Origin of the sequence: Gloeothece verrucosa PCC 7822, assembly GCF_000147335.1 — a bacterium.
Classification (GTDB): domain Bacteria; phylum Cyanobacteriota; class Cyanobacteriia; order Cyanobacteriales; family Microcystaceae; genus Gloeothece; species Gloeothece verrucosa.
In genome coordinates this window covers 4,208,760-4,230,986 of sequence record NC_014501.1, presented here as the reverse complement: position 1 = coordinate 4,230,986, position 22,227 = coordinate 4,208,760, and the positions used below count along the sequence as shown (strand labels likewise).

The following is a 22,227-nucleotide window of genomic DNA, read 5'->3' as shown; positions in this document are numbered from 1 at the left end:
TTTGAATGGCTTACCCGTTGTCATTTGAAAAATTGTAGTATATGATAATACTTAAGCCATAGGAGTGCTAGTTATCCAAGGATATGGATTATTCGTCTTCTGGAGACTTTAACCGTCAAAACCCCAATCAAACCGCTAATAAAGGTTTATTAGGTAGTGGTTGGCGACCTTTGTATCGGCAATTTGACTTAAATTACTTGTGGCATTTATTTTCTTATGACACTTTAGAATTATTTAAAAAAAGTTTAGATGTCACGAGTGATTTAGCGGATGCTTTGGGTCGTAATCATTATACCTGGTGGGCCAATGTTTTAAACGTTTTTTCTGAAGATACTCAGTATCATTTTAATGAGTTTTGGGAGTATATTACCCCTGAACCTTTTTGGCCAGATCAGCGTTATGGAAGAGTTTTAACGGTAGAAACGCCCGTGACTCAAATCATTAGCCGCGATAGCATTCCCATTAATTATGTTATTGAACGGTTACAAGAAATCATTTTGTTTAAAATTCTGGAGATTTTGGGAAAACCCGATTTAATTACGCAACATTTTGCTGATCGCAATTATTATTACCCTGTAGAACAGTTTACCAACTGGGAAAAGTTGGAAGTATTGGGACAAGTATATGCTTTTTGGTCAAAACATGGCGGCGTGTGGTTAGAAGTTCAAGCTTATCAAGGAAGAAAGCGAGGTTATTCTCTTTTAGCAAAAGAGATTAGTTCACTAATTAATAAAGCGACTTTTAATTTATCGGTTTTAGTAAGCGGCTATCAAAACCGTGTCGGAAAAATTCAAAGTCAGTATCCGATCCGTTCTTTTCCTGCCGATATTCAAGCTTTTACCGATCTTGTGCAGCAGTTAGTGTTGACTCAAAATCAATTAGCCGTTTTAGTACAGGGAAAACCCGGAACCGGAAAAACAGCTTGGACTCAGGCAGTAGCCAAGGAAATTTTGATGCCTTTGGGCTATGTTATTTTTATTTTGGATCATGATGCCGTAGAAAATTTTGCCCCTCCTAGTTATTTAGAAAAGATTTGTCTGATTATTAATGAGGCTGATAATTTAGCCCAAGACCGGGCGTTTGAAGCGGCACAATATTCAAATAAAACAGAACATATTTTGAGTTTGTTAGATGGGACTTTACATCAAAGTGTTAGCGATGACTCTGGGTTATATCAAGAGCAAAAAATAGTCATTTTGATGACTTGTAATACTACGGAAAGGTTAGATGCGGCTTTTTTGCGTAAGGGAAGAGTTGATTTAATTCATGAGTTTACTTATCAGTTTGTTTGAGTTAAATGGGTTTATTTTATATCAACAGTTTGGCCTAACCCCCTAACCCCCTTCCCTACAAGGGAAAGGGAGAATAATTTAACTTATATTTTAGGTAAAATGCCGCTTAAAGCGAGGATCTAAATCATGTTTTTTGCGTTGGTTACAGGTTTGACAGAGGGTTTGTAGGTTGCTGATATCGTTGCTGCCGCCTTTAGCTAAGGGGATAATATGATCGATATTTAAAGAGGTTTCTGTAGCTGTTTTCCCGCAACTACGACATTGATAGTTATCTCGTTGATAAACATATTTTCTCACTTCTGGAGGGATGGGAATGCGTGGAGTTTTGGTCATGTTTTTATTATTCTTTGTAGGGTGGGTTAGGCGGGAATAACTTCAACAACTGACAATTGAATCATATATCAGCCGTAACCCACCAAGAGCAAAATTGATACAAATTTATTGATTGATGCTTTGACGAATATCATCAAGCGGCGAAGGGGGTTCTTTATTTTCGGGTTCATCAGGTTCAAATTCTAAAGTAAGTCGCAGTTTCAGTTGAGTAGGGTGGGTTAGGCGGGGATAACTACAACAACTGAAAATTGAATCATATATCAGCCGTAACCCACCAAGAGCAAAATTGATACAAATTTATTGATTGATGCTTTGACGAATATCATCAAGCGGCGAAGGGGGTTCTTTATTTTCGGGTTCATCAGGTTCAAATTCTAAACTTAATCTAAGTTTTATTCTTCCACTTTGCCAATTTTTGAAACCTAATTTTAACAATTTACAACGAACTCCTTGACTCATGAATCTATCATACTGAGGGTTGCTTCTATAATCATGTCTAGTGAAAGGAATGCAAATATTAAAATTATCTAAACAATATTTTCTAAGTAACTCCTCTATATTACCATCAAAAAATATACGAATAGCTTCTCGTAATCTCCCTATTTTTACCAGATTATTGTCTGCTAATTCAATCACATCATCATCATTAAACTCAGGTAAAAAAGAATGTTCCTGCATAAATCACTCCATAAATAATCAAAAAAATAGCTGTATATTCCCCCCGGTAGGGGGGTTAGGGGGGATCAAATCAGGAAACTAATTCAGCTTTTATCTCCTCAACTCCCCGACAATAATCATCAGAAATAATCGGTAACTGATGCTCTCGGAACAACTCAGGCGGTAAAGCCGCTTCCAAACATAAATTAATCCCCCAAACCGCCTTATTATACAGATCAATTTTTCCCTTAATTCCCTCCTGTAACCGTGCATTACGAGCAATTTTCTCCTCAGCTTCCTTTTCCAAAGACTGTTCTAAAAACGCCCGTGCCGCATCATACTCCTGTAAAATATCATTAGCCTGTTTTTCAGCCATCGGTAACAACTGAGTCTTAAGAGTATTATTAATCGTTTGGCGGAAATTTTGACGGATAGTCGCCGATAGTTTCGGTTCAAAATCCAACTTTAACAACTGACGAATTGCCGGTTCAGCGCTAACCATACTCTCACAATCATATCCTTGAGAAGTTTGCTGTAAAGTTTGACGAAATTGATAGATAGAAAACGTCCCCTCATCATAAAACCTCGGACTTTCTCGCACATAACGATCACATTCTGTCCGCGCTTCATTAACTAAGCCATGAAATAACTTTATTTCTATCTCTTTCAGTTGCTTTTCAATGCCCCCATCATTTCCCAACAAGCGATATAATTTTCGATAAAAATCCGCCTTTCGTATGCCGTTTAACAACCGTTGACAGAAGCGAGTAACTAATTCTTCGCATTCCGCCACTAAAAGATCCTCTAACTCATTAGCGAGATAATATAAAGCTTCCACTAATATCGCCATCAACGGCGCAGTAGAATTCCGAGAATGACTTTTAGTCGCACGACGATAGGCATTTTTAACCGAAAAAGTTTGTAATAACTCATCAAGACGAGTGACCATTTTTGCTTTCAGTTTGCCAAAGTCATCCTCAAATACCGGATCAGCATTAACAATAATATGATTCACCTCCTCAGCAATATGATCACTAAACTCTTTTCCTACTTCTTGTAACTCTTGACTGAGTTTCTCTAACTCGAGTTTTTTCATCGCGTCTATTTCTCGCGGCTGACTATCTAACTCGCGCCAATTATCAAGATAGTGTTTTCGTAAACTAATACAGAGAGGTTGTAAATCATCGGCTAAACTAGCAAATAATTGAGGGCGTTTTTCTTCGGTTAGATAACGAGTAATGGCACTACGAAACTCTTCTATTCCACTATCACCAATCAGTTGATCGAGTAAGGGATTTCCCCATTCACTCAAAATCCGCACATAATTTTCATTAGGGGTTTCATAACTTTTAACATCCACCCGAAAAGAAGTATTGAGTAATTTTCTCGAGTTAGCACAATAATTATTAAACTCATTGACAAATTGAGGGGTATTTTCTTGCCCCCCCAAACTTTTAACACTCTCAGCAAAAAGAGTATCTAACCCAAACCGATCTTTTCCACTGGTATGATGCTTAACCTGAGTTCCCCAAAATCCTAATAAGGCGCTAGTGGGATAAACTCGACAACCTTGAAATTGAGTTTGAATTAGAGTTTTTAAGCGTTGATTCAGTTGTTCATTGTACCAGGTTTGATCGATACGGTTGAAGTCATAAAAAACCCGATCACGGATACTCGGGTTGGTTTTCATTTTCTCGAGTAATTCTGTTTCTTCGGTAGTCATATCCCCTTCAGAGGCCGGTTTTAACACACAAACTACCGCCGATGTATCGGGATGTTCTATTTTTCGATAGGTTAATTCTGCATCTCTTTTAACCGGTGCGTCTATTCCCGGCAAATCTACTAAGATATTACCATCTTGTAATAGAGGATGATTACAGTAATATTCTAGCCGCTTCAAAACCGCACTATTACTTCCCCGTCTCGCATAACCCGCCGCTTCTGTTAAATTAGAAAAGTTAAACTGTTCCATTGAATAGGTAGCGTTGTGGTGGGTTTGAATACGATCACGGTTATTGATGAACCCTTCTAATAATAACTTGAGTGCCTGTGCTTGTTTCGCTCGTTCAGACTTACTTTCTCCTCCTTCTTTTTCAATGATTTTCTCACATCCTTCTCGAAACATCCCCAGACTGTCCAAGGAATTGATGTTACTCGGAGAATTTAAGTCCAAACGTTGACAAATTAGATTAATTTGTTCTCTAATTTCTGCTTCACTGAGAAAAGTTAAAACCACTCTTTCTTGATCGGGTTCGGCATACTGAATATAACATTCAACTCCTGTAGCATGGCCTTCTGCACTATACAATAATTCTCGCTCTAATAGGGCATTAATCAGCATCGACTTACCTGCACTAAAAGCACCCGCGAAAACGATTTCAAATTGCGGGGAAATGGCTTTTTTAAGGGAAGTAGCGATGGCTGTGGTATCTTGTTCAGCGCGTAGAGAGGATTCTTGATGGAGTAGTTCAAGTAAACTATTCACTGGCTCTTGTAGATTAGCACATTGTGGGAGTTGTTCTATCATAGATAAATTTCAATAAATAGGAGTTATAATGCCTAAGCTAGGCATCTTAAAGAGGTTTTCTCTGTTTATAGTTCCCATTTTTTCGACAAAACTGAAGATTAGCCAGCCTCATCACCTAAATTTGCAACAATTGTACAAATATTTAAGTAATTTAACGGATATAATAGTAAATAATAAGTTCTTGAAGTACGGGGAAATGCTGCAACGATTAATTCAAAGCTTGCCTCTACTATTAATTTTTCCCAGTTTTGTCCTAGCCACTGATCAGGGACTCATAGCACAAACAATAACAGATCACAGCGAAGAAAATTATCTCGGGTCTAGAGTGGGGTTACCGGATTTAGTGATTAAACAAATGCTAGAAACTTGGGTTCAGGGGAGTTATGCCCAAGAAGAGGGAAATCTAGCATTAGCCCAAGAAAACTTTCAAAATAACCGAAAACGGATCGAGCAAACGCCATTCCCCCAGCAAAAATGTTTTATGTCCTTTAATGAGACGCTACTCGAAGGCGCAATGACCAATCAATCTCCGGATTTTTTGCGAGTAGAATCCCAATGTTTCGATCAAGTTACCCGTTTATTGTCAGTTTACAGTGCTTCTCAGTGACAGGGAACAGGCAAGGATCATAAACTAATGGCTATGGACTAATGACTCAAAACAAAAATCTTGAGCGATAATTTTTATAAAGCACTACGCATTAAAGTTAGGACATGGCGAGAAGATAAAACCTTGTCATAATCAACTGTTCGGGTGTTCGGGTGTTCCCTAGCGCTACGCGCTATAATGTGTGAGCAAAAAAGGAAAACGAAAACCTCATGGTGGGAATTGTCATCGTCTCCCATAGCAAAGCATTAGCCCGAGCCATAGTAGAATTAGCACAACAAATGGTAAAAGTCCCAGTTCCTATTGCTATTGCTGCCGGAATTAATGACCCACAGCATCCTTTTGGAACTGATCCTATTCAAATCCAAAAAGCGATTAGATCTGTCTATAGTGATGAGGGGGTTATTGTTTTAATGGACCTTGGTAGTGCCCTCCTCAGTGCCGAAATGGCTGTAGAATTTTTAAACGAAAAGCAACAGCCAAAAGTTAAATTATGTGCTGCCCCCTTAGTAGAAGGCGCGATTACCGCCATTGTACAAGCTTCTTGTGGGGCTACTCTAGAACAGATTATCACTGAAGCTAATAACGCCTTAAGCGGAAAACTGGCTCAATTATCCCCCCAAGAAGCAGACCAACCCACAGTCTCATTCCTTACCCAGAAGAGTCAATCCCATCTCCTCAGCCGCGATTTAATCGTCAAAAATCCTCTGGGAATTCATGCCCGTCCGGCTGCCCAATTTGTCAGTATAGCGGCTCAATTTGAGGCGGAAATCGGCTTAGAAAATCGCTCTACCAATAGTCAGTCGATTAACGGCAAAAGTATCAATCAGGTGATTACTTTAGGGGTGCGCCAAGGTCATCAAATCCGCATTACGGCGGGGGGAGAAGATGCGGCTTTAGCGTTAAATGCTTTGCGTGAAGTAGTAGAGAATAACTTTGGAGAAACCGCAATGCCGCTACCGGTTGACCTCAGACAATGTGAAAATCGCGGCGTAAATACAACCTTAAGAGGTATTCCGGCTTCTGTGGGGGTGGCTATGGGTCCAGTCATCATCTATCGTCCCTCTCTTCCTCAAGTGGATGAGCAAACTTGCAAAAATCCTCAAAGTGAGTGGCAACAGCTACAAGCGGCGATTCAAACCGCCCAACAACAAATTCATCAAATCATTCAAAGTACGGATCATTGTGACATTTTTCAGGCTCACTTACTCTATTTACAAGACCCCACCATCCTACATCAAGTACATCATAATATTTTTACCCTCGGGCAGACGGTGGCCTGGGCCTGGAAAACCGTTATTGAGGAGACAATGACCACTTATCAAAACCTAGATGATCCTTATTTACAGGCCAGGGCGATGGATGTTTTAGATGTGGGGGGGCGAGTGTTACGTTTACTCACGGGGCGGCCTTCTCCTTCACCCAATTTAACCCAACCCGGCATTTTAATAGCCCAAGATTTAACGCCCTCAGAAGTGACTCATTTCAAAACTGAGCAAGTTTTAGGCATCTGTACCGTGACCGGCAGTCCGACCGCCCACAGTGCTTTAATTGCTAATATGTTAGGCATTCCCATGATCGTTAATGTTGGGGCACAGTTGTTAGAATTAGCCCCCGAAACGGTGATTGCTATGGATGGGAAAAGCGGGGAAATTTGGATGAACCCCGATCCCGAACAAATCTCGATTTTTCCGGAAAAAACCCCGATTACTCCTGAGCAAAAAGCCATTACTCAAGATGGCCATTATATTTCTGTGGTTGCTAATATTATCGGGGTAGCGGATGCTCAATTAGCCAGAAATTTAGGGGCTGAAGGGGTAGGCATTTTACGGACAGAGTTACTCTATATGGAACGGTTGACCGCCCCCACCGAAGAAGAACAGTTACAGACTTATCGGGAAATTGCTTCTATTCTTAATCCTTATCCCCTGACCATTCGAACTCTGGATATTGGAGGGGATAAACCGGTGCCTTATTTAAGTTTAGATCGGGAAGCGAATCCCTTTTTAGGATGGCGCGGCATTCGTCAAAGTTTAGACAATCTGGAGATGTTTAAAACTCAATTACGGGCAATTTTAAGAGCAAGTCAGGATAATAATATTAGATTAATGTTTCCGATGGTGTCTTCTGTGGCCGAAGTTCGCGCGGCTAAGGCGATTTTGCTCGAGGTGAAACAGGAGTTACAAACCCAAGGCATCGAGTTTAATGAAAAGATGCCGGTGGGGATCATGATTGAAGTGCCGGCAGCCGTGACGATGGTGGATAAATTAGCCCCTGAAGTGGATTTTTTAAGTGTGGGAACCAATGATTTAAGTCAATATATTATGGCGGCTGATCGCACTAATGCTAAGGTGGCAAAATTAGCCGATGCTTTTGAGCCGGCGGTGTTGCGAATGGTGGAACACTCTATTAAAATTGGGCATGAACAAGGAATAAAAGTGAGTGTTTGTGGGCAAATTGCTTCGGCTCGGCAAGCTGTACCTATTTTAATCGGTTTGGGAGCCGATGAGTTAAGTGTTAATCCTCCTTGTATTGGGGAAGTTAAAGCGGTGATTTCAGGCTTAAAAATGCAAGAGGTAAAACGTTTAGCTTATGAGGTGTTAGAGTTAGATTCGGCCCAAGAAGTTAGGGATTATGTTAACAATATTTTTTAAACTAAATGTTAATTCTGAAGGCTTTTTAGCCAAATTGTATGAGCTACATTGCCGATTTTTAAGCCGTGATCAAAATCATGGCGAAAACCGCCAAACCAACCCCAATGATTTGTTTAACCGTCAGGGTTTCGCCTAAAATCAGTATGGCTAAAACAACGCTCACCAGGGGATAAAGAGCCGATACAGTGGCGACTAAGGTAACGGGACCTTTAGAGACAGCATTCAGAAAACAAAAAGCCCCCAAAAAACCTAATATTCCTGTAATTATTGCTAAGAGAATTCCCTTCGGATGAGTTTCTACTTCAAACTGCAAACTAAATAAGATTATTATACCTAAAATCATCATGCCCATGACTTCATAAATAATCGCACTTTTAGGCTTAATATATTGGGTGGTTATTTTAGGGATAAAACTCCAAAGTCCCCAAGAAATAAAGGCCCCAAGGGTGGGCAAGATCCACTCTCTGCTCATTATTTTTAACTCTTTACTAACGACCCTAACTGATTGCAGTTTAAGGTTATGACTAAGGATAGATTTTCAAAAAGCAAAATGGTGAATAAAGATTGGCTTAAGCTTTTTAAATCCAATTCCCATTATAATAGTTAATTAACCGCTCAAACTTGAAGACAATCTAAGAAGATCAATAGGGTGTAAAGACTTTATCTAAAATCTCGAGAAAATCCCGAAAATTATGGCTGTGGACTACGATATCGTAATTATTGGTGGCGGCTCAGGCGGCTTAGTGGTGGCTAGTGCGGCTGCCCAACTAAAGGCTAAAGTCGCTCTCGTGGAAAAACATCAACTCGGCGGAGATTGTCTTTGGTATGGATGTGTCCCCAGTAAATCCTTGATAGAAGCGGCTCGGTTAGCGTATCAGGTCAAACATAGTCAACAATTTGGCATTTATACCGATGCTGTGGAGATTAATTTCGCTCAAGCAATGGGTCACGTGCAAACGGTTATTGCAACCATTGAACCCTATGACTCGCCAGAACGTTTTCGAGGGTTAGGGGTAGAGGTCATTTTTGGCAGTGGGCAATTTATCGATCAGCGCACGTTTGAAGTTAACGGACGAAAATTGACCGCTAGGGCGTTTGTCATTGCTACTGGTTCTCGTCCTGCTATTCCCTCGATACCTGGACTGTCTGAAGCCGGTTTTTTAACCAATGAGCAGGTTTTCTCGATAACTGAACGTCCCGAGTCTTTAGCCATTATCGGAGCCGGTCCTATTGGCTGTGAATTAGGACAGGCGTTTCATCGTCTCGGCAGTAAAGTAACCTTGATTTCCAGTCGTGAGCAAATTTTACCGAAAGAAGACCCCGAAGCCGCAGCCATCGTTGAAACTCAATTTATATCCGAGGGCATCCATCTAATTAAAAATTCTCGAGTAGAAAAGGTAGAAGTGATTGAGGGAAAAAAATATGTCTCGATGGGCAATGAAAAAATCGGGGTTGATGAAATTTTAGTAGCGGCAGGACGTAGCCCTAATCTGGAATCTCTCAATTTAGAAGTGGCTGGTGTTGACTATGATCAAAAAGGAATTCATGTCAATGAAAAACTGCAAACCACTAATTCACGCATTTATGCTTGTGGCGATGTGCTTGGGGGTTATCAATTTACTCATGTTGCCGCTTATCAAGCGAGTGTTATTATTCCCAATGCACTATTTTTTCCGCTTAAAAAAGTTGATTATCGGGTTATTCCTTGGGCAACCTTTACTGATCCAGAATTGGCTAGGATTGGCTTAACAGAAGCAGAAGCGAGGAAAAAATATGATGATATTTATGTATTAAAACAAGCCTTTGCCGATGTAGACCGCGCTCAAGCCGAAGGAAAAATCGCCGGTTTTGCGAAAATTATTACTCGCCGTAATGGGGAAATTATTGGCGCTCATCTGGTGGGTTCATCGGCTGGAGAACTCATTCATGAAATTGTTTTAGCGATGTCGAATCAATTAAAAGTCTCTGCTCTAAGCGGCATTCATGTTTATCCCACTCTCTCTGAAGTAAACAGCAAAGCCGCACTGCTATTAACTAAACAAAAATATGCTCAAAATACAAGATTACAAAACTTATTAGCAAAAATCTTTAATTTTCTCCGACAAGTATGAGAGAAATAACGTTAAATCAAGAAACCCGCCGCTTGAATAACTCTTGCCCAACAAATAACCCCAAAGCAACGAGCAGAGGAAGATAAAAGTAAATGACTCGATAAGCCAATAATGCGCCTAAAACTTCTGGTGCTGACAGAGAAGGAGGACGCAACCATAAAACCACCGTTTCAAAAACCCCTAAACCCCCAGGAACAGTGCTAATTAATCCTGCTGTTAAGGCTAAAATATAAATGCCAAAAAACCCTGCATAAGTCAAAGACGGATCACTAGGAAGTAACAAATAAAGAGTGGCGGCGGCAATTCCCCAATCAATAGCTGACAAGGCAATTAAACTCAGGGAAATAATAGAAGAGGGAAAAGCAAATAACTCTGAGCCAATTTTAATTGCTTTTTTCCACTTGAGACTCAAGACGAAATACAGTCCCACCAAGAGCAAAAAAATTAAGCCGATAGGATGAACTGAGTCAAACGGTAATTTCAGAATTTTGGGAAGGGTGAGCGGATCTACTAAAAAAACTGTCCCACTGACGGCTAACAGTCCTAACCAAAAGGTTAAATGAGTAAAAACAATCAGTTTGGCAATTTTGATTTTAGATACTCCCCAAGCACCATAGAAACGATAGCGGATAGCTGTCCCCGAAAAGGCTGTAAATCCAATGGTATTTCCGACCGCGTAGCTAATAAACGAGGTAAAAGCAATTTTTTTGGCGGCTAAAACTTGGTTAATGTAGTGAAAACCGAGTAAATCATAACCCGTCATGGTTAAGTAACCCAAGGCAGTCAGAGTGATGGCTGCTGACTTGCGGCTTTTGGGAATGGCTTGCAAGTTCTGCCAAATATACTGAAAACTATAGTGATGCAGTTCTTGACTAATGGCCCATATTGAGACGGCAAACAAGAGTAGGGCAAAAACAATGGGCAGCAGTTGGCGAATACGAGTCATGAGTAAATTTTATAAACACAACAAAATTACTGAACATACCATAAATGTTAAATCTGCTCAAGAGGATTTGCTCATGGGCAAATTTTGTATTTTTTTGTAGCTTTTTATAGTTTTGTAATGATTTTAAGGTTAATTTGTCATATAATACTACTTGATCAGCAAAAACAAAAAAATTAATTATTAACAAACGATTTATGCAAAAAATAATATTGAAAAGCTGGCGTTTTTTTTTTGAAACTTTAGCGATTCTCAATCGTCCAACCGCTCAGGGGAAATTTTTTTGGGGGCTTCCCTTAATAATTTCTTTACTCATTGCTTTTTGTGGATTGTTGCCTTTTGTCCCTCAGATTTTTTCCCTAACTGATAAAAGGCTAGAAAAAATACAGACTATTTTGATGATGTATGTGCTTTTTTTCACAGTTACTCTCATAAGTAACTTTTTTAATGCTGCTTTTCTTTATCTGTTACGGGGCTTCTTAGAAGGGCAACCGATTTCAGGGTTTCAAGGCGTTAGGAAAACTTTCAAAATCAGTGCTGATATAGTAATTTATTCTTTGGTTTGTAGTATTATTCAATTAATTTATTTAATTTTTAATATGACTCTCAATTTAGTTTTTGGGCTGATTATTGCGCCGATGATCATTCAAAAAATTTCTGTAAAGCGCAAAGGACTACCTCTTACTCTTCAGTTAAATATGTGTTTACCGATTATGGTTTCTGAAAACTTACATTATGAAAAAGCTAGACATAGAGCGATAAAAATTATAACTGAAACTTGGGGAAAAAATTTATCAGAAACAAACAATATTACGCCGGTGTTAGTCGTGACGATTGTTCCCCTGGTTTTTTTGATAGGTATTCCCCTGTTAATCATGGGTATGATGGGGAAACATTCAACACTTCTGATTTTGGGTTGGGCAATTATTTTTCTGGCGGTGATCCTTTCTCAAGTTTTTAATGCTCTATGCAGTCAGATTTATGCTTTTGCCGCCTATCGCTACAGCGTAGAAGGAAAAAATGATCTTTATAGCGATGCTTCTATTGCTCCTAATGCCTATCGCCAAGCTATATAAGTAGCTAAAAGTCTCTATGACGATTAAAGGATGCCATAGCAGAATTTATCAAGCTGTTTTTGACAAAGACTTGCCATAGCTCTGTCATGAGCATGACATATCGAGCCGCTACAGTAAAGATTAAGCTGAATTAGAATAGGTATGATGATTAACTCTTTCTCCCTCCACTGGCTAGATAATTTATTTACCCTTTTTAACTTAAGAGAAGCCGAGCGCAATTTTCAAAAGCCAGAATTAACTCATGTGCCTAAAAACCAACTCACTCATCAGCCAAGAGAAATTCAATCACAAGTGGCGGCTCATTCCTCTAAGTTAAAAGCTCAGACATTCCTAGACAAGATAACTGTAGGAGTATTTTTTCATCACCGGGATGTTCGAGTAGCGCTCGAAGACCTAACTAATGCGGGTTTTCCTTTAAACTCATTAACTTTAATGGCTCGAAATATAGAGCGTCATAACTGGTTATCCCAATTAAATATTTTTTCTCATTTTGAACCTGAAATTTTCAGTTTTTCTCGGGAGTGTGAGCAATTTTTTCAAAAGTTTTTCTGTCGAGGTAAATATATTCTCGTTGTGGAAGGAACAGAGGAGATGGTTGACTTTGCCGCCAAAGTCTTTGCTCGTCGTCGAGATCATTCAAAAGTATGGTATTTAGTCAAAAATTAGTCAGTAACTAGGTGGTCATAATTAGGTATAAAAATTGAGCCGAGTTAACTTTTGTTTTGATCATCACTATAAAATGACAAAAATTGAGTCGCCTCTATTTCATTAAGAGGTTTACTAAATACATATCCTTGGATCATATCACAGTCAAGCTTGCGTAAAATATCGAGTTGGTTTTCAGTTTCTACACCTTCAGCAATCACTTTTAGTTTAAAGGTATGTCCTAAAGCAATCACCGCAGCAATCATGGATATTTCTTCGGGATATTTTTCCAAATTTTGAAGAAGAGATTGAGCAATTTTAACTTGAGTAAAAGGGAATTGTTGTAAATGTCTTGCCGAGGTAGTTCCTGAGCCAAAATCATCTATACAGGCTTTGATCCCTAGCTGTTTTAACTCATGTAATAATCTAAAAACATTTTGGGGATTTTCTTGTAGGGTTTTTTCAGTAATTTCTACAATCAATAAATTCCCCTCTAGACCTATACTTAAAAAGTTCTGATTGAGGATACTTAACAGAGTCGGAGCTTGTAATTGATGAGAAGATAAGTTAATTGATATAGGAATAAAAGAAAAGTCGCTTGCTCGCCAGGCTTGATGTTGTCGTGCAACTTTTTCTATGAACCATTCTGTCAAAGGTATTACTAAATCAAGTTTTTCAACCCAAGGAATAAATTGATTAGGAGCGATAGAACCAAACTCAGGATGATGCCAACGTAAAAGGGCTTCTACTCCCTCAATTTTATTGGTTTTAATATTGATTTGTGGCTGATAATAAATCAAAAAATCCTGATTTATAACAGCTTTTTTTACCATGAATTTTATTTTTTCTGCTTGAGATTTTTGTTGATAAATTTGTTGTTTTTTTACACAAATTGTCTCTTGAGATTTTTGTTTATTTTCTTCTAAATTCGCCTCGGCTTTTTGCAATAGCAGCGTTTCTTCAGTTCCATGTTCAGGATAAATCGCCGATCCCATATTAATTTTAATATTAATTAAATGTCTTTCTAAAGAGATCGGTTGTGTCACAGAATTAAGAATCCGTTGACAAATGTTTGGCAGGTCTTCTACTCGGTTTATGTGAGGTATAAGAATCGTAAATTCATCTCCTCCCCAACGAGCAACAATATCTCCTGACCGTAAACAACTTTTTAACTGTTTTGCCAACTCTTGTAAAACTTGATCTCCAATCAAATTTCCCCAGCGTTCGTTAAGATCTTTTAGTTGCTCGATATCCAAATACAATATTGCCAGAGGTTTTTTATTTTGTCGAGCATTTCCTATAGCGATGGATAGATATTCATGGAATAAATTACGGTTAGGAAGTTGAGTTAAAGGATCAAGATAAGTTTCTTCAGATAACGTATCTTCACTACTGACCGCTAGATGGGGTTCTGAAATAAATAAAAAACTTGTAGGTTCTTTGGATTCGGCATTAGGAAAAGTTAATTTGTCTTCACTTTCTAGGACTTCCTGTTTATGAGAAGTTAAAAAATTAGCTAAATTAGAAGATTTATCGGAATTATATAAAACATGATAACTTGCATTAACTTCACAGCCAAAATTAATTAAATCTCCATCTTTTAATTCATGAATTAAACATTTTTCTCCATTAATATAAATGCCGTTATGACTTTTATTCCCTTCTAAATCTCCATCAAAAATCCAATAAGAATATTGATTTTTTTGGTTAGATTTTCTCAAAAAAGTGGCGTGTTTTCGAGAAACTTGCTGAGATTTAATAACAATATTATTAGAAGCTTGTCTTCCCAAAGAATATTGGAAGTCTTCGAGTTTGATGCTTCTTCGGATTTTAGACTCTTCAATAATTAATAGATGTTGAATAGCAAATTGGCTTTTAGCTAATGACATTGTTTTCCTCAATAATACTCAAAATTAAATTATATTAAGTTCATTAAATAGCAATAAAAATAATAATTAACTCCTTACCCAAAAGCTTTATGTTAGTCTTTCTCAAGATCATAAAAATCCCCTCCTAATAGGCAATGTTGCTCTAAGAGTTTAGTAGCATCTTCAGCTTTAAGAGGGCGGCTAAACCAAAAACCTTGGACTTCCTCGCAGTGAAGACGCTGCAAAAGTTCTAATTGTTGGAGCGTTTCTACCCCTTCAGCGATCACTCTTAATTGTAAATGATTTCCCAAGGTAATCATGGCTGAAATAATGGCTAAATCTTGAGGACGATCACTTAAAGATTGGATAAAACACTGATCAATTTTTAAAGTATTAAAAGGAAATTTTTGCAGGTAAGAAAGAGAAGAGTAACCAGTGCCAAAATCATCTAAAGAAATATGAACTCCCATCTGTCGCAATTCCTGTAAAGCTTGGCGGGCAAAATCCTCATTTTGCATAATGGTAGATTCGGTAATTTCTACCTCGAGTAAATCGGGTGGGAACCCAGTTTCCTGCAACACCTCAGTAACCATTGAAACTAAATTAGGTTGTTGAAACTGACGAGGAGAAAAATTGACGGCGATCGGCATGGGTTTTAGCCCAGATTTTTGCCAAGCTAAACTTTGTTCACAGGCGGTATGGAGTACCCATTGACCAATGGGAATAATTAAATCAGTTTGTTCTGCCAAAGGAATTAATTTAGCTGGAGAAACTTGCCCTAATTCTGGATGATACCAGCGTAAGAGTGCCTCCATTCCCGTGATTTCTCCAGTTTTGAGATTAACTTGCGGCTGATAATGTAAAGATAATTCTTCATTGTCTAAAGCTTGATGTAAAAGATTTTCTAGTTTCAATACCAAAGAAGCCTTAGAAGTCATGGTTGAGCTATAAAATTGATAATGATTACGTCCTCGTTCTTTTGCCCGATAAAGGGCGGCATCAGCATTTTTTAACAAAGTTTCTGCATCTTCGCCATCGTGAGGATAGAGAGCAATTCCCATGCTAGTTTTAATATAGAATTGTTGTTTTTGAATTTCAAAAGGTTGCTTGAGAATTTCTAGAAGTCGTTGAGCGAGTTTAATGGTATCTTCTGAATGAGGAACATAAGGCAGCAGAATCACAAATTCATCTCCCCCCCAACGGCATACGGTATCACCTGCCCGAATACTGCCTGTCAGACGTTTAGCGAAGTTTTGTAAGACTTGATCCCCAAAGGAATGACCTAAAGTATCGTTGATATTTTTAAAGCCATCTAAATCTAAAAATAAGATTGCCAGGGGAACTTGTTGCCGTTTGGCATTACTGAGGGCTAAATTTAATTGTTGATTAAACCAAGCCCGGTTTGGTAATCCGGTGAGCAAATCATGAAAGGCTTGATATTTCAGTTGTTGCTCTGAGTGTTTTCGCTCGGTAATATCAAAAATATAACTTCTAATCAGTTTATTGTTGGGCAGATAATGAACGTATTGTTCAAACACTTGCTCCTCAACTTGCACTTCTCGTAATAACAAATTCCCCTGAGTATTCTTGCTTTGCTCGAGCAAATCAGATAAAATAGGATGAGACAGTTGTAGCTCTTGAAGATTGCTAAATTTAAGATAAGCCGCAGGATTAATATAAGTTATTTTTCCTTGAAAATTAATTTCAATAATAGGATTAGGGCTTAATTCGGGAAAAGAGGCTAATCTTGTTAAATCGTCTTGTTGAAATTGCTCGTGATCGTCATCGTCATAAACAATCGTTGAAGTATTATCCTCACACAAAATTTGATGCTCGAACAGATCACTGAAAGAATTTGGCTCCACTGGGTTAAATAAAGCAATTTCTAAAGATCTGGTCAGAATATAATAACTCGCCTTAGCCTGTCCGCCAAAGAAAATTATATCTCCATGTTGTAAGTCATGAGATTGGCAATCTCGTCCATTAATGATTAAGCCATTGGTACTTCTATTGCCTTGTAAATCTCCATCGACGATCCGATAGGAATATTTTTCTCCATTAGGGTTTTTTTTCACCTGCAACAACGTCGCATGCTGACGAGATACGACTCGCTCGTAAACTACAATATCATTGCTTGACTCCCGCCCGATGGTGTAGGTTTTTTCTTCTAAAGCAATAATCCGTCGAGCTTTTTGGTCCTCGATCAAAAGGATATGGCGAAAGGGGGGTTGCTGATTATTCATCTTGGCAAGACAAAAGACAAGGTTCGCCCTATTAATATTCCCGAAATTTTTCTCGAACTATCATCTTTTGAGTTATTGCTCACAAGTTAGCTCCTAGAGGCGGGTTTTACCTGTTAAGTTGTGCGGCTCTTTGTGTTAAAAATGGTGTCGCCTCAGAAGCCCGAAGAGGGCGACTCAATAAATAACCTTGAACTTCTTCACATTCAAGAGTTTTCAACAATTCCAGTTGTGAGGGAGTTTCCACCCCTTCGGCTACCACTCTGAGATTAAACCCTCGTCCTAAAGTTACTAATGCAGAAATTAAAGCCGCTTCTTGAGAGGTTCCTCTTAAATCTCTAATAAAAGACTGATGAATTTTCAGGGTACGGAACCGAAACTGCTTAAGATAACCAATAGAAGAAAATCCTATGCCAAAATCATCCAAAGCTAGGCGAATCCCCAGGTTATGAAAATCTTGAAAGATCCCAGGCGCGGCTCTTAAATTTTGCCTGAGAATTTTTTCAGTTAATTCTAATTCCAACCAATGAGGATCTAGACGGGTTTTTTGTAATATTCGGGCCACCGTTTCCACCAGATAGGGATTTTGAAATTCTCGAGCTGATAAATTCACGGCTATCGGCACCGGAGGGAGTCCCGCTTCTTGCCAAGCTAAATTTTGTTCACAGGCTGTTTGTAATATCCATTGAGTAATCTGTAAAATTAAATCGGTTTTTGAGGCTTTGGCAAACAATTTGCTCGGTGGAATCAACCCTATTTCAGGAACTTCCCACCTCAACAAGGCTTCCATGGCCGTGACTTCGCCGCTACTCCATTTGATTTGAGGTTGATAGTATACCGAAAACTCTCGACGCTCTAATCCTTTATGAATCGCATTTTCCAATTTTAATAACAGGGCGGCTTCTGAACTCATGATCGGAGTATAAAATTGATAGCTATTTTTTCCCTGTTCTTTGGTTTTTGTTAAGGCGACTGCTGCATTTTTTAATAAAGTTTCTTCATCTTCTCCATCTTGGGGATAAATGGCAATTCCTATGCTGACTTTTACTTGCAGTTGATGCTTTCCAATGACAAAAGGCTGTTTTAAATCATCTAATATTTTTTGAGATATTTTGATATTTTCTTCGGGATTTTTGAGTCGGGGTAGTAAAATCGTAAAATCATCGCTTCCCCAACGAGCCACAGTATCTCCGGTGCGAGTACAAGATATTAAACGTTGAGCAAAGCTTTCTAACAGTTGATCTCCTACGCTATGCCCTAAGCTATTATTGATATTTTTAAAAGAGTCTATATCTAAAAATATTACCCCAAAAATCGTTTGATTTTTTTTTGCATTAGTTAATGTTAAATATAGCTGTTGATAGAAAAGTTTACGGTTAGGCAGATTAGTTAAAGAATCGTGAAACGCTTCATATTGCATCTTTTCTTCTGTGCGTTTCCGTTCGCTTATATCCTGCACGGAAAAAGAAAAAATCTCTTGTCCATTATACTGATTCCGGCTAATTTTAGCTTTGACACTAATTAACGTACCATCTTGACAACGATATAAAGATTCATCAATTAGATAAGGATAATTTTCGCTGATTTTTTGGAGTTCCGTATCGATTATATTTCGATCAAGCGCAATAATTTGATACAGATTTAGTTGGATTATTTCATCATATTGATAGCCTAATAATTCACAGACTCCTAAATTAGCATCAATAATTTTTTTTGTCTTAATATTTACTAAAAAAATTCCTTCTGAAATCTGTTCTACTAAAAAATTGTAGCGTTCTAGGTTATTAGTCAGTTGAGATTCTAGTCTTTTATATTTAGTGACCTCAAACAAATAACTTCTAATTAATTTCTTTTCGGCAATATAACTTATATGTTGCTCATAAAAATGCTCATCTATTTCAAGTTCTCTCACCGAGACCATAGTTTCTTGATAACCGATTCCCTTCAGTAATCCTTTTAAAATTTGATGCTCAAGCTTTTTTTGCTCTAAATCGGGAAATTTCCGGCTAGCCGCCGCATTGATATAAGTAATTTCCCCATCATAGTTAAGTTCCACCAAGGGATTAGGATTAAATTGGTCTAAAGACAAGTTTTCTGAACTGGATTCTAAACTATTTTTTTCTTTGAATTTTTGGAAAATAATTGTATTGATATTTTCCGTATTTTCCATAAATTCTTGATTAACTTCCTTGGACTGAGACAGGTTGAAGCCACTTTCAGTTGATTTATCGGCTGACTCACTCGATTTTAAGGCAGCCGCTTCTGCCGCCGATGAAATCAGATGATAGCTCGCTTTCGAACTGCTTCCAAAACGGATAATATCCCCGGATTTCAGTTCGTGAGATAAACTATATTTATCATTAATAATTAAGCCATTGGTACTTTTTTTACCCTGTAAATTGCCATCAATAATTCGATAAATAGTCTGTTGACTTTGATAATCAGTAATTCGCACTAAAGTAGCATGATGACGAGAAACTTGCCGGTCATAGAGAATGATCGAGGCATTGGGGTCTCGCCCGATAGTATAATTATTATTCTTTAGAGCGACAATTCGTTTAGATTTTTGGTCTTCGATCACTAAAATATGGCGAACATCGGGTGCGTTACTCATAGTCAACTATTATTTAGAGCCAAGGCTACAATTATAGAATTCCCCAAATGCTTTTCTAACTAACAGTATTCAAAAAACGTAAAGTAAAATTTAATTTCAACTTCAGTTTAACTTCTTTTTACCTGCTATGGTAAGAATGAGTCTATCCTCGCCACGATTAAAGAAAAATACCATGTCGCTAGTGCCAGTTGGGAAAGCGCTGGTGTTACCAAACTTCCTATCCGCAAAATTAAGCTTAAGTCATGGAAAATCGCTCAAACTTTATTTATAAACTGCTGGAGGTTTCCAGCCTTTTAGATACGACCACCAACCTAGAGGAATGTTTACAAGAGATAGCCTCATCTGTAGCCCAATGGATCGGTGCTAAAAGATGCTCAGTGATGTTAATCTCTGAGCTAGAGGAACAGGGCGATGAGCAATGCTACTTGCGAGTGTTTACTCATTATGGAAATCTTCCTCCATCAGCCTATCAAGAACTTACTCAAGTCAATAAAGGAATTGCTGGCTACGTCGCTGCTACTGGTCAACCCCTACTCATTAAGGATATCACTCAATCTCCCTTTTTGTCTGCGGCTCGTTATCCTCAACCAGAAAATTCTAGCTTGCTCTGTGCCCCGATTATTCTCTCTCAACGAGTCATCGGCGTGATGAATGTGAGTTTTCCAGTGGATAAATCTTGTTTCAATGAGAAAGACTTAAAAGTCTTACAGCTATTTACTCAAGAGGCCGGAAAAACTATTCATCTGAGTCAGTTACAAGCTATTCTTAAATCTCGATTTGTGGCTATGGCTGTGCTTAATGAGTTAGAAGACAAACCCGTCAGTCAATCTATTACTATTCATCCTAACCCAACCCGTTTGGCTAAGTTGGTGGCTAAATCTTTCTTTGTAGAATTAACTAAGTCGGGTTTTGGCCCTAAGCAAATTATTGAAATTGCGACAGAAGTGCTTAATCTTCTACAAAATACTTTAAATCGACACAAGCAACGCATATCTAAAGGTGATACTATGGATTAATTAGTCATTAGTCATTTTTTCTTTCCCCTTTGCCCTTTCTCCCTTATCCATAGTTGAAAATTTCAACTTGGTCTTTTTTGTTCTTACTCTTGCTAGTGTAGCTGTACTACCTGATGAGTGGCGGCTGGCTTTAGGTTTACCTTGAATGATTACCGCACTGGTAGGGTTGAGTTTACAGTTGGCTTAAATTTTGGCTGGAACCGCGATTTTATTTCCTTGACTATATTCATGCCGAAAAATAAGCAGATTTTCCGGATTTTTTCTGGGTGGGGCAATGCCTTGACAAACTAAGCTTATAATTTTAATAGGATTGTCCACTGGGTCACCCTAGAGTTCAGCGACTAATCTGCTCAACTTTTCCCTTACCCTAATGCGTAACTATTTATTTAAACGTTTATTAATATCTATTCCTACTCTCATTGCTATTAGTGTTGTTATTTTTACCATTTTAGCGATTGCGCCTGGTGACCCGATGGCGGAATTTGCTTCTAATCCATCTATTACTGAAGAAGTTAAGGAAAATATCCGCAAAGCTTTAGGCTTAGATCAGCCGGTTTATATCCGTTATTTTAAATGGTCATTGGCTTTTATACAGGGAGATATGGGCTATTCTTTTACGAGTAAAAGCCCGGTTTTTGGACTCATTTTACAACGCTTACCCACCACTTTATGGATAGTCGGATTGGCTTATTTTTTTAGTTTATTAATAGCTTTTCCTCTGGGAATAGTTTCAGCCATAAAACGCTATTCAGCCGCCGATCAGTTAGTGACAACTTTTTCATTTTTCGGAATTTCTTTACCACCTTTTTTTACGGGATTACTGTTGATTATTATTTTTAGTGTTCAACTAAATTGGCTCCCTTTTATTTACAATAGTACCTTAGAAGTCAATGACTGGGCCAGTTTTATTGAGGAGATAAAACAGTCAATTATGCCCATCGCTGTGTTAGCCTTTTATCAAGCGGCTTTATTAATGCGGTTTATTCGCTCATCGATCCTCGAAGAATTAAATCAAGACTATGTTCGCACCGCCAGAGCAAAAGGTTTAAGCGGCTTTTGGGTGTTAATGATTCATATTTTACGGAATGCAATGATTCCTGTTGTTACCTTAATTGCTCTCGATATTCCCAAAATTTTTACAGGTGCTTTAATTACAGAACAAGTGTTTCGTGTCCCCGGCATAGGAGCCTTATTAATAGATTCTATCTATAAAAATGATACCCCTGTGGTAATGGCTATTACTTTTATTTATGCCATCTTAATTGTAGTATTTAACTTGATCGCCGATCTCACTTATGGATGGTTAGACCCAAGAGTGAGATTATAATTATAATTTAATTGTTCTTTCTACTTAGGAAAAAAGCCAATGAGTAAACCTAATAATGATTTCGATAACAATGAATTTTTAAATTCTTTATCGCCGGCTTCTGACGTAGAAAAAGATTTTTCTATAGCCGAAGTAGAAGCCATCAAAAAAAAAGCGAGACGGTGGTTTATTATTCTGCTAGTTATTGGCTTAACTTTAGGAGGAATATTAGCGGTAGGAATCGTTAAAGTGTTGAACGAATTAGGATTAACGAAAAAACCTGATCACCCGATTTTTAAAATTGAAAGTAAGTAGATTACATGACTTAGTGGGTTGAGAAA

At 38.2% G+C, this 22,227-nt stretch carries 18 protein-coding genes; 9 read left to right on the top strand and 9 right to left on the bottom strand.

Going from position 1 to position 22,227, the window contains the following annotated elements; all coding sequences use genetic code 11:
- Positions 1–83 precede the first annotated feature (83 nt).
- Positions 84–1,292: an AAA family ATPase gene (locus CYAN7822_RS18680; protein ID WP_013323817.1), complete on the top strand. Its 1,209-nt coding sequence runs from the start codon at positions 84–86 to the stop codon at positions 1,290–1,292.
- A gap of 90 nt (positions 1,293–1,382) precedes the next feature.
- On the opposite strand, the gene CYAN7822_RS18675 is transcribed toward CYAN7822_RS18680, so the two are convergent.
- From CYAN7822_RS18675 to CYAN7822_RS18665, 4 genes are all read right to left on the bottom strand, one after another.
- The gene (locus CYAN7822_RS18675) at positions 1,383–1,625 is read right to left on the bottom strand and encodes an HNH endonuclease (RefSeq protein ID WP_013323816.1); all 243 of its coding nucleotides are present in this window, start codon (positions 1,623–1,625) and stop codon (positions 1,383–1,385) included.
- Positions 1,626–1,730: 105 nt separating this feature from the next.
- Entirely contained in the window at positions 1,731–1,823 is a 93-nt protein-coding gene (locus tag CYAN7822_RS39520) for a KGK domain-containing protein (RefSeq protein WP_245602771.1), read from the bottom strand.
- A gap of 99 nt (positions 1,824–1,922) precedes the next feature.
- Positions 1,923–2,303, bottom strand: coding sequence for a KGK domain-containing protein (locus CYAN7822_RS18670; protein ID WP_013323815.1), 381 nt, complete (start codon positions 2,301–2,303; stop codon positions 1,923–1,925).
- A gap of 70 nt (positions 2,304–2,373) precedes the next feature.
- A complete protein-coding gene (locus tag CYAN7822_RS18665; RefSeq protein ID WP_013323814.1) occupies positions 2,374–4,809 on the bottom strand; it encodes a dynamin-like GTPase family protein in 2,436 nt (811 codons plus the stop codon).
- Between the two features lie 196 nt (positions 4,810–5,005).
- Here CYAN7822_RS18665 and CYAN7822_RS18660 point away from each other — a divergent pair, with 196 nt between their 5' ends.
- On the top strand, positions 5,006–5,416 hold the full coding sequence (locus tag CYAN7822_RS18660; RefSeq protein WP_041933307.1) for a hypothetical protein: 411 nt from the start codon (positions 5,006–5,008) through the stop codon (positions 5,414–5,416).
- 209 nt (positions 5,417–5,625) lie between these two features.
- Positions 5,626–8,067 carry a phosphoenolpyruvate--protein phosphotransferase gene (ptsP, locus tag CYAN7822_RS18655; RefSeq protein WP_013323812.1) on the top strand — a complete coding sequence of 814 codons (2,442 nt, stop codon included), beginning with the start codon at positions 5,626–5,628 and terminating at the stop codon, positions 8,065–8,067.
- A gap of 58 nt (positions 8,068–8,125) precedes the next feature.
- Here the strand turns inward: ptsP and CYAN7822_RS18650 are convergent, their stop codons facing one another.
- Positions 8,126–8,539 carry an EamA family transporter gene (locus CYAN7822_RS18650; RefSeq protein WP_013323811.1) on the bottom strand — a complete coding sequence of 138 codons (414 nt, stop codon included), beginning with the start codon at positions 8,537–8,539 and terminating at the stop codon, positions 8,126–8,128.
- A gap of 220 nt (positions 8,540–8,759) precedes the next feature.
- Between CYAN7822_RS18650 and CYAN7822_RS18645 the strand changes: the two genes are divergently transcribed.
- Positions 8,760–10,178 (top strand): dihydrolipoyl dehydrogenase family protein, encoded by a 1,419-nt coding sequence (locus tag CYAN7822_RS18645; protein WP_013323810.1) that lies wholly within the window; start codon positions 8,760–8,762, stop codon positions 10,176–10,178.
- Between the two features lie 16 nt (positions 10,179–10,194).
- Here CYAN7822_RS18645 and CYAN7822_RS18640 read toward each other — a convergent pair whose 3' ends face one another.
- Positions 10,195–11,124 (bottom strand): putative bifunctional lysylphosphatidylglycerol flippase/synthetase, encoded by a 930-nt coding sequence (locus CYAN7822_RS18640; RefSeq protein WP_013323809.1) that lies wholly within the window; start codon positions 11,122–11,124, stop codon positions 10,195–10,197.
- Positions 11,125–11,318: 194 nt separating this feature from the next.
- Here CYAN7822_RS18640 and CYAN7822_RS18635 point away from each other — a divergent pair, with 194 nt between their 5' ends.
- Entirely contained in the window at positions 11,319–12,197 is an 879-nt protein-coding gene (locus CYAN7822_RS18635) for a DUF6159 family protein (RefSeq protein WP_013323808.1), read from the top strand.
- A 141-nt stretch (positions 12,198–12,338) separates the two neighbouring features.
- Entirely contained in the window at positions 12,339–12,863 is a 525-nt protein-coding gene (locus CYAN7822_RS18630) for a hypothetical protein (protein ID WP_245602599.1), read from the top strand.
- A gap of 44 nt (positions 12,864–12,907) precedes the next feature.
- Here CYAN7822_RS18630 and CYAN7822_RS18625 read toward each other — a convergent pair whose 3' ends face one another.
- From CYAN7822_RS18625 to CYAN7822_RS18615, 3 genes are all read right to left on the bottom strand, one after another.
- The gene (locus CYAN7822_RS18625) at positions 12,908–14,731 is read right to left on the bottom strand and encodes an EAL domain-containing protein (RefSeq protein WP_013323806.1); all 1,824 of its coding nucleotides are present in this window, start codon (positions 14,729–14,731) and stop codon (positions 12,908–12,910) included.
- Positions 14,732–14,823: 92 nt separating this feature from the next.
- Complete coding sequence (locus CYAN7822_RS18620) at positions 14,824–16,953, bottom strand: EAL domain-containing protein (protein WP_013323805.1); 2,130 nt, start codon at positions 16,951–16,953, stop codon at positions 14,824–14,826.
- A gap of 106 nt (positions 16,954–17,059) precedes the next feature.
- Positions 17,060–19,564: an EAL domain-containing protein gene (locus tag CYAN7822_RS18615; protein ID WP_013323804.1), complete on the bottom strand. Its 2,505-nt coding sequence runs from the start codon at positions 19,562–19,564 to the stop codon at positions 17,060–17,062.
- 242 nt (positions 19,565–19,806) lie between these two features.
- Between CYAN7822_RS18615 and CYAN7822_RS18610 the strand changes: the two genes are divergently transcribed.
- The 3 genes from CYAN7822_RS18610 (at position 19,807) to CYAN7822_RS18600 (ending at position 22,201) form a co-directional block, all read left to right on the top strand.
- Positions 19,807–20,580 carry a GAF domain-containing protein gene (locus CYAN7822_RS18610; protein ID WP_013323803.1) on the top strand — a complete coding sequence of 258 codons (774 nt, stop codon included), beginning with the start codon at positions 19,807–19,809 and terminating at the stop codon, positions 20,578–20,580.
- 370 nt (positions 20,581–20,950) lie between these two features.
- Positions 20,951–21,907 carry an ABC transporter permease gene (locus CYAN7822_RS18605; protein WP_013323802.1) on the top strand — a complete coding sequence of 319 codons (957 nt, stop codon included), beginning with the start codon at positions 20,951–20,953 and terminating at the stop codon, positions 21,905–21,907.
- A gap of 39 nt (positions 21,908–21,946) precedes the next feature.
- Positions 21,947–22,201 carry a hypothetical protein gene (locus CYAN7822_RS18600; protein ID WP_013323801.1) on the top strand — a complete coding sequence of 85 codons (255 nt, stop codon included), beginning with the start codon at positions 21,947–21,949 and terminating at the stop codon, positions 22,199–22,201.
- Positions 22,202–22,227 lie beyond the last annotated feature (26 nt).

What these genes read in the sequence shown, in the direction of transcription:
- CYAN7822_RS18680 (WP_013323817.1), top strand. Translation starts at nt 84, where the DNA reads ATGGATTATTCGTCTTCTGGAGACTTTAACCGTCAAAACCCCAATCAA.
- CYAN7822_RS18675 (WP_013323816.1), bottom strand. Translation starts at nt 1,625, where the DNA reads ATGACCAAAACTCCACGCATTCCCATCCCTCCAGAAGTGAGAAAATAT.
- CYAN7822_RS18670 (WP_013323815.1), bottom strand. Translation starts at nt 2,303, where the DNA reads ATGCAGGAACATTCTTTTTTACCTGAGTTTAATGATGATGATGTGATT.
- CYAN7822_RS18665 (WP_013323814.1), bottom strand. Translation starts at nt 4,809, where the DNA reads ATGATAGAACAACTCCCACAATGTGCTAATCTACAAGAGCCAGTGAAT.
- CYAN7822_RS18660 (WP_041933307.1), top strand. Translation starts at nt 5,006, where the DNA reads ATGCTGCAACGATTAATTCAAAGCTTGCCTCTACTATTAATTTTTCCC.
- ptsP (WP_013323812.1), top strand. Translation starts at nt 5,626, where the DNA reads ATGGTGGGAATTGTCATCGTCTCCCATAGCAAAGCATTAGCCCGAGCC.
- CYAN7822_RS18650 (WP_013323811.1), bottom strand. Translation starts at nt 8,539, where the DNA reads ATGAGCAGAGAGTGGATCTTGCCCACCCTTGGGGCCTTTATTTCTTGG.
- CYAN7822_RS18645 (WP_013323810.1), top strand. Translation starts at nt 8,760, where the DNA reads ATGGCTGTGGACTACGATATCGTAATTATTGGTGGCGGCTCAGGCGGC.
- CYAN7822_RS18640 (WP_013323809.1), bottom strand. Translation starts at nt 11,124, where the DNA reads ATGACTCGTATTCGCCAACTGCTGCCCATTGTTTTTGCCCTACTCTTG.
- CYAN7822_RS18635 (WP_013323808.1), top strand. Translation starts at nt 11,319, where the DNA reads ATGCAAAAAATAATATTGAAAAGCTGGCGTTTTTTTTTTGAAACTTTA.
- CYAN7822_RS18630 (WP_245602599.1), top strand. Translation starts at nt 12,339, where the DNA reads ATGATGATTAACTCTTTCTCCCTCCACTGGCTAGATAATTTATTTACC.
- CYAN7822_RS18625 (WP_013323806.1), bottom strand. Translation starts at nt 14,731, where the DNA reads ATGTCATTAGCTAAAAGCCAATTTGCTATTCAACATCTATTAATTATT.
- CYAN7822_RS18620 (WP_013323805.1), bottom strand. Translation starts at nt 16,953, where the DNA reads ATGAATAATCAGCAACCCCCCTTTCGCCATATCCTTTTGATCGAGGAC.
- CYAN7822_RS18615 (WP_013323804.1), bottom strand. Translation starts at nt 19,564, where the DNA reads ATGAGTAACGCACCCGATGTTCGCCATATTTTAGTGATCGAAGACCAA.
- CYAN7822_RS18610 (WP_013323803.1), top strand. Translation starts at nt 19,807, where the DNA reads ATGGAAAATCGCTCAAACTTTATTTATAAACTGCTGGAGGTTTCCAGC.
- CYAN7822_RS18605 (WP_013323802.1), top strand. Translation starts at nt 20,951, where the DNA reads ATGCGTAACTATTTATTTAAACGTTTATTAATATCTATTCCTACTCTC.
- CYAN7822_RS18600 (WP_013323801.1), top strand. Translation starts at nt 21,947, where the DNA reads ATGAGTAAACCTAATAATGATTTCGATAACAATGAATTTTTAAATTCT.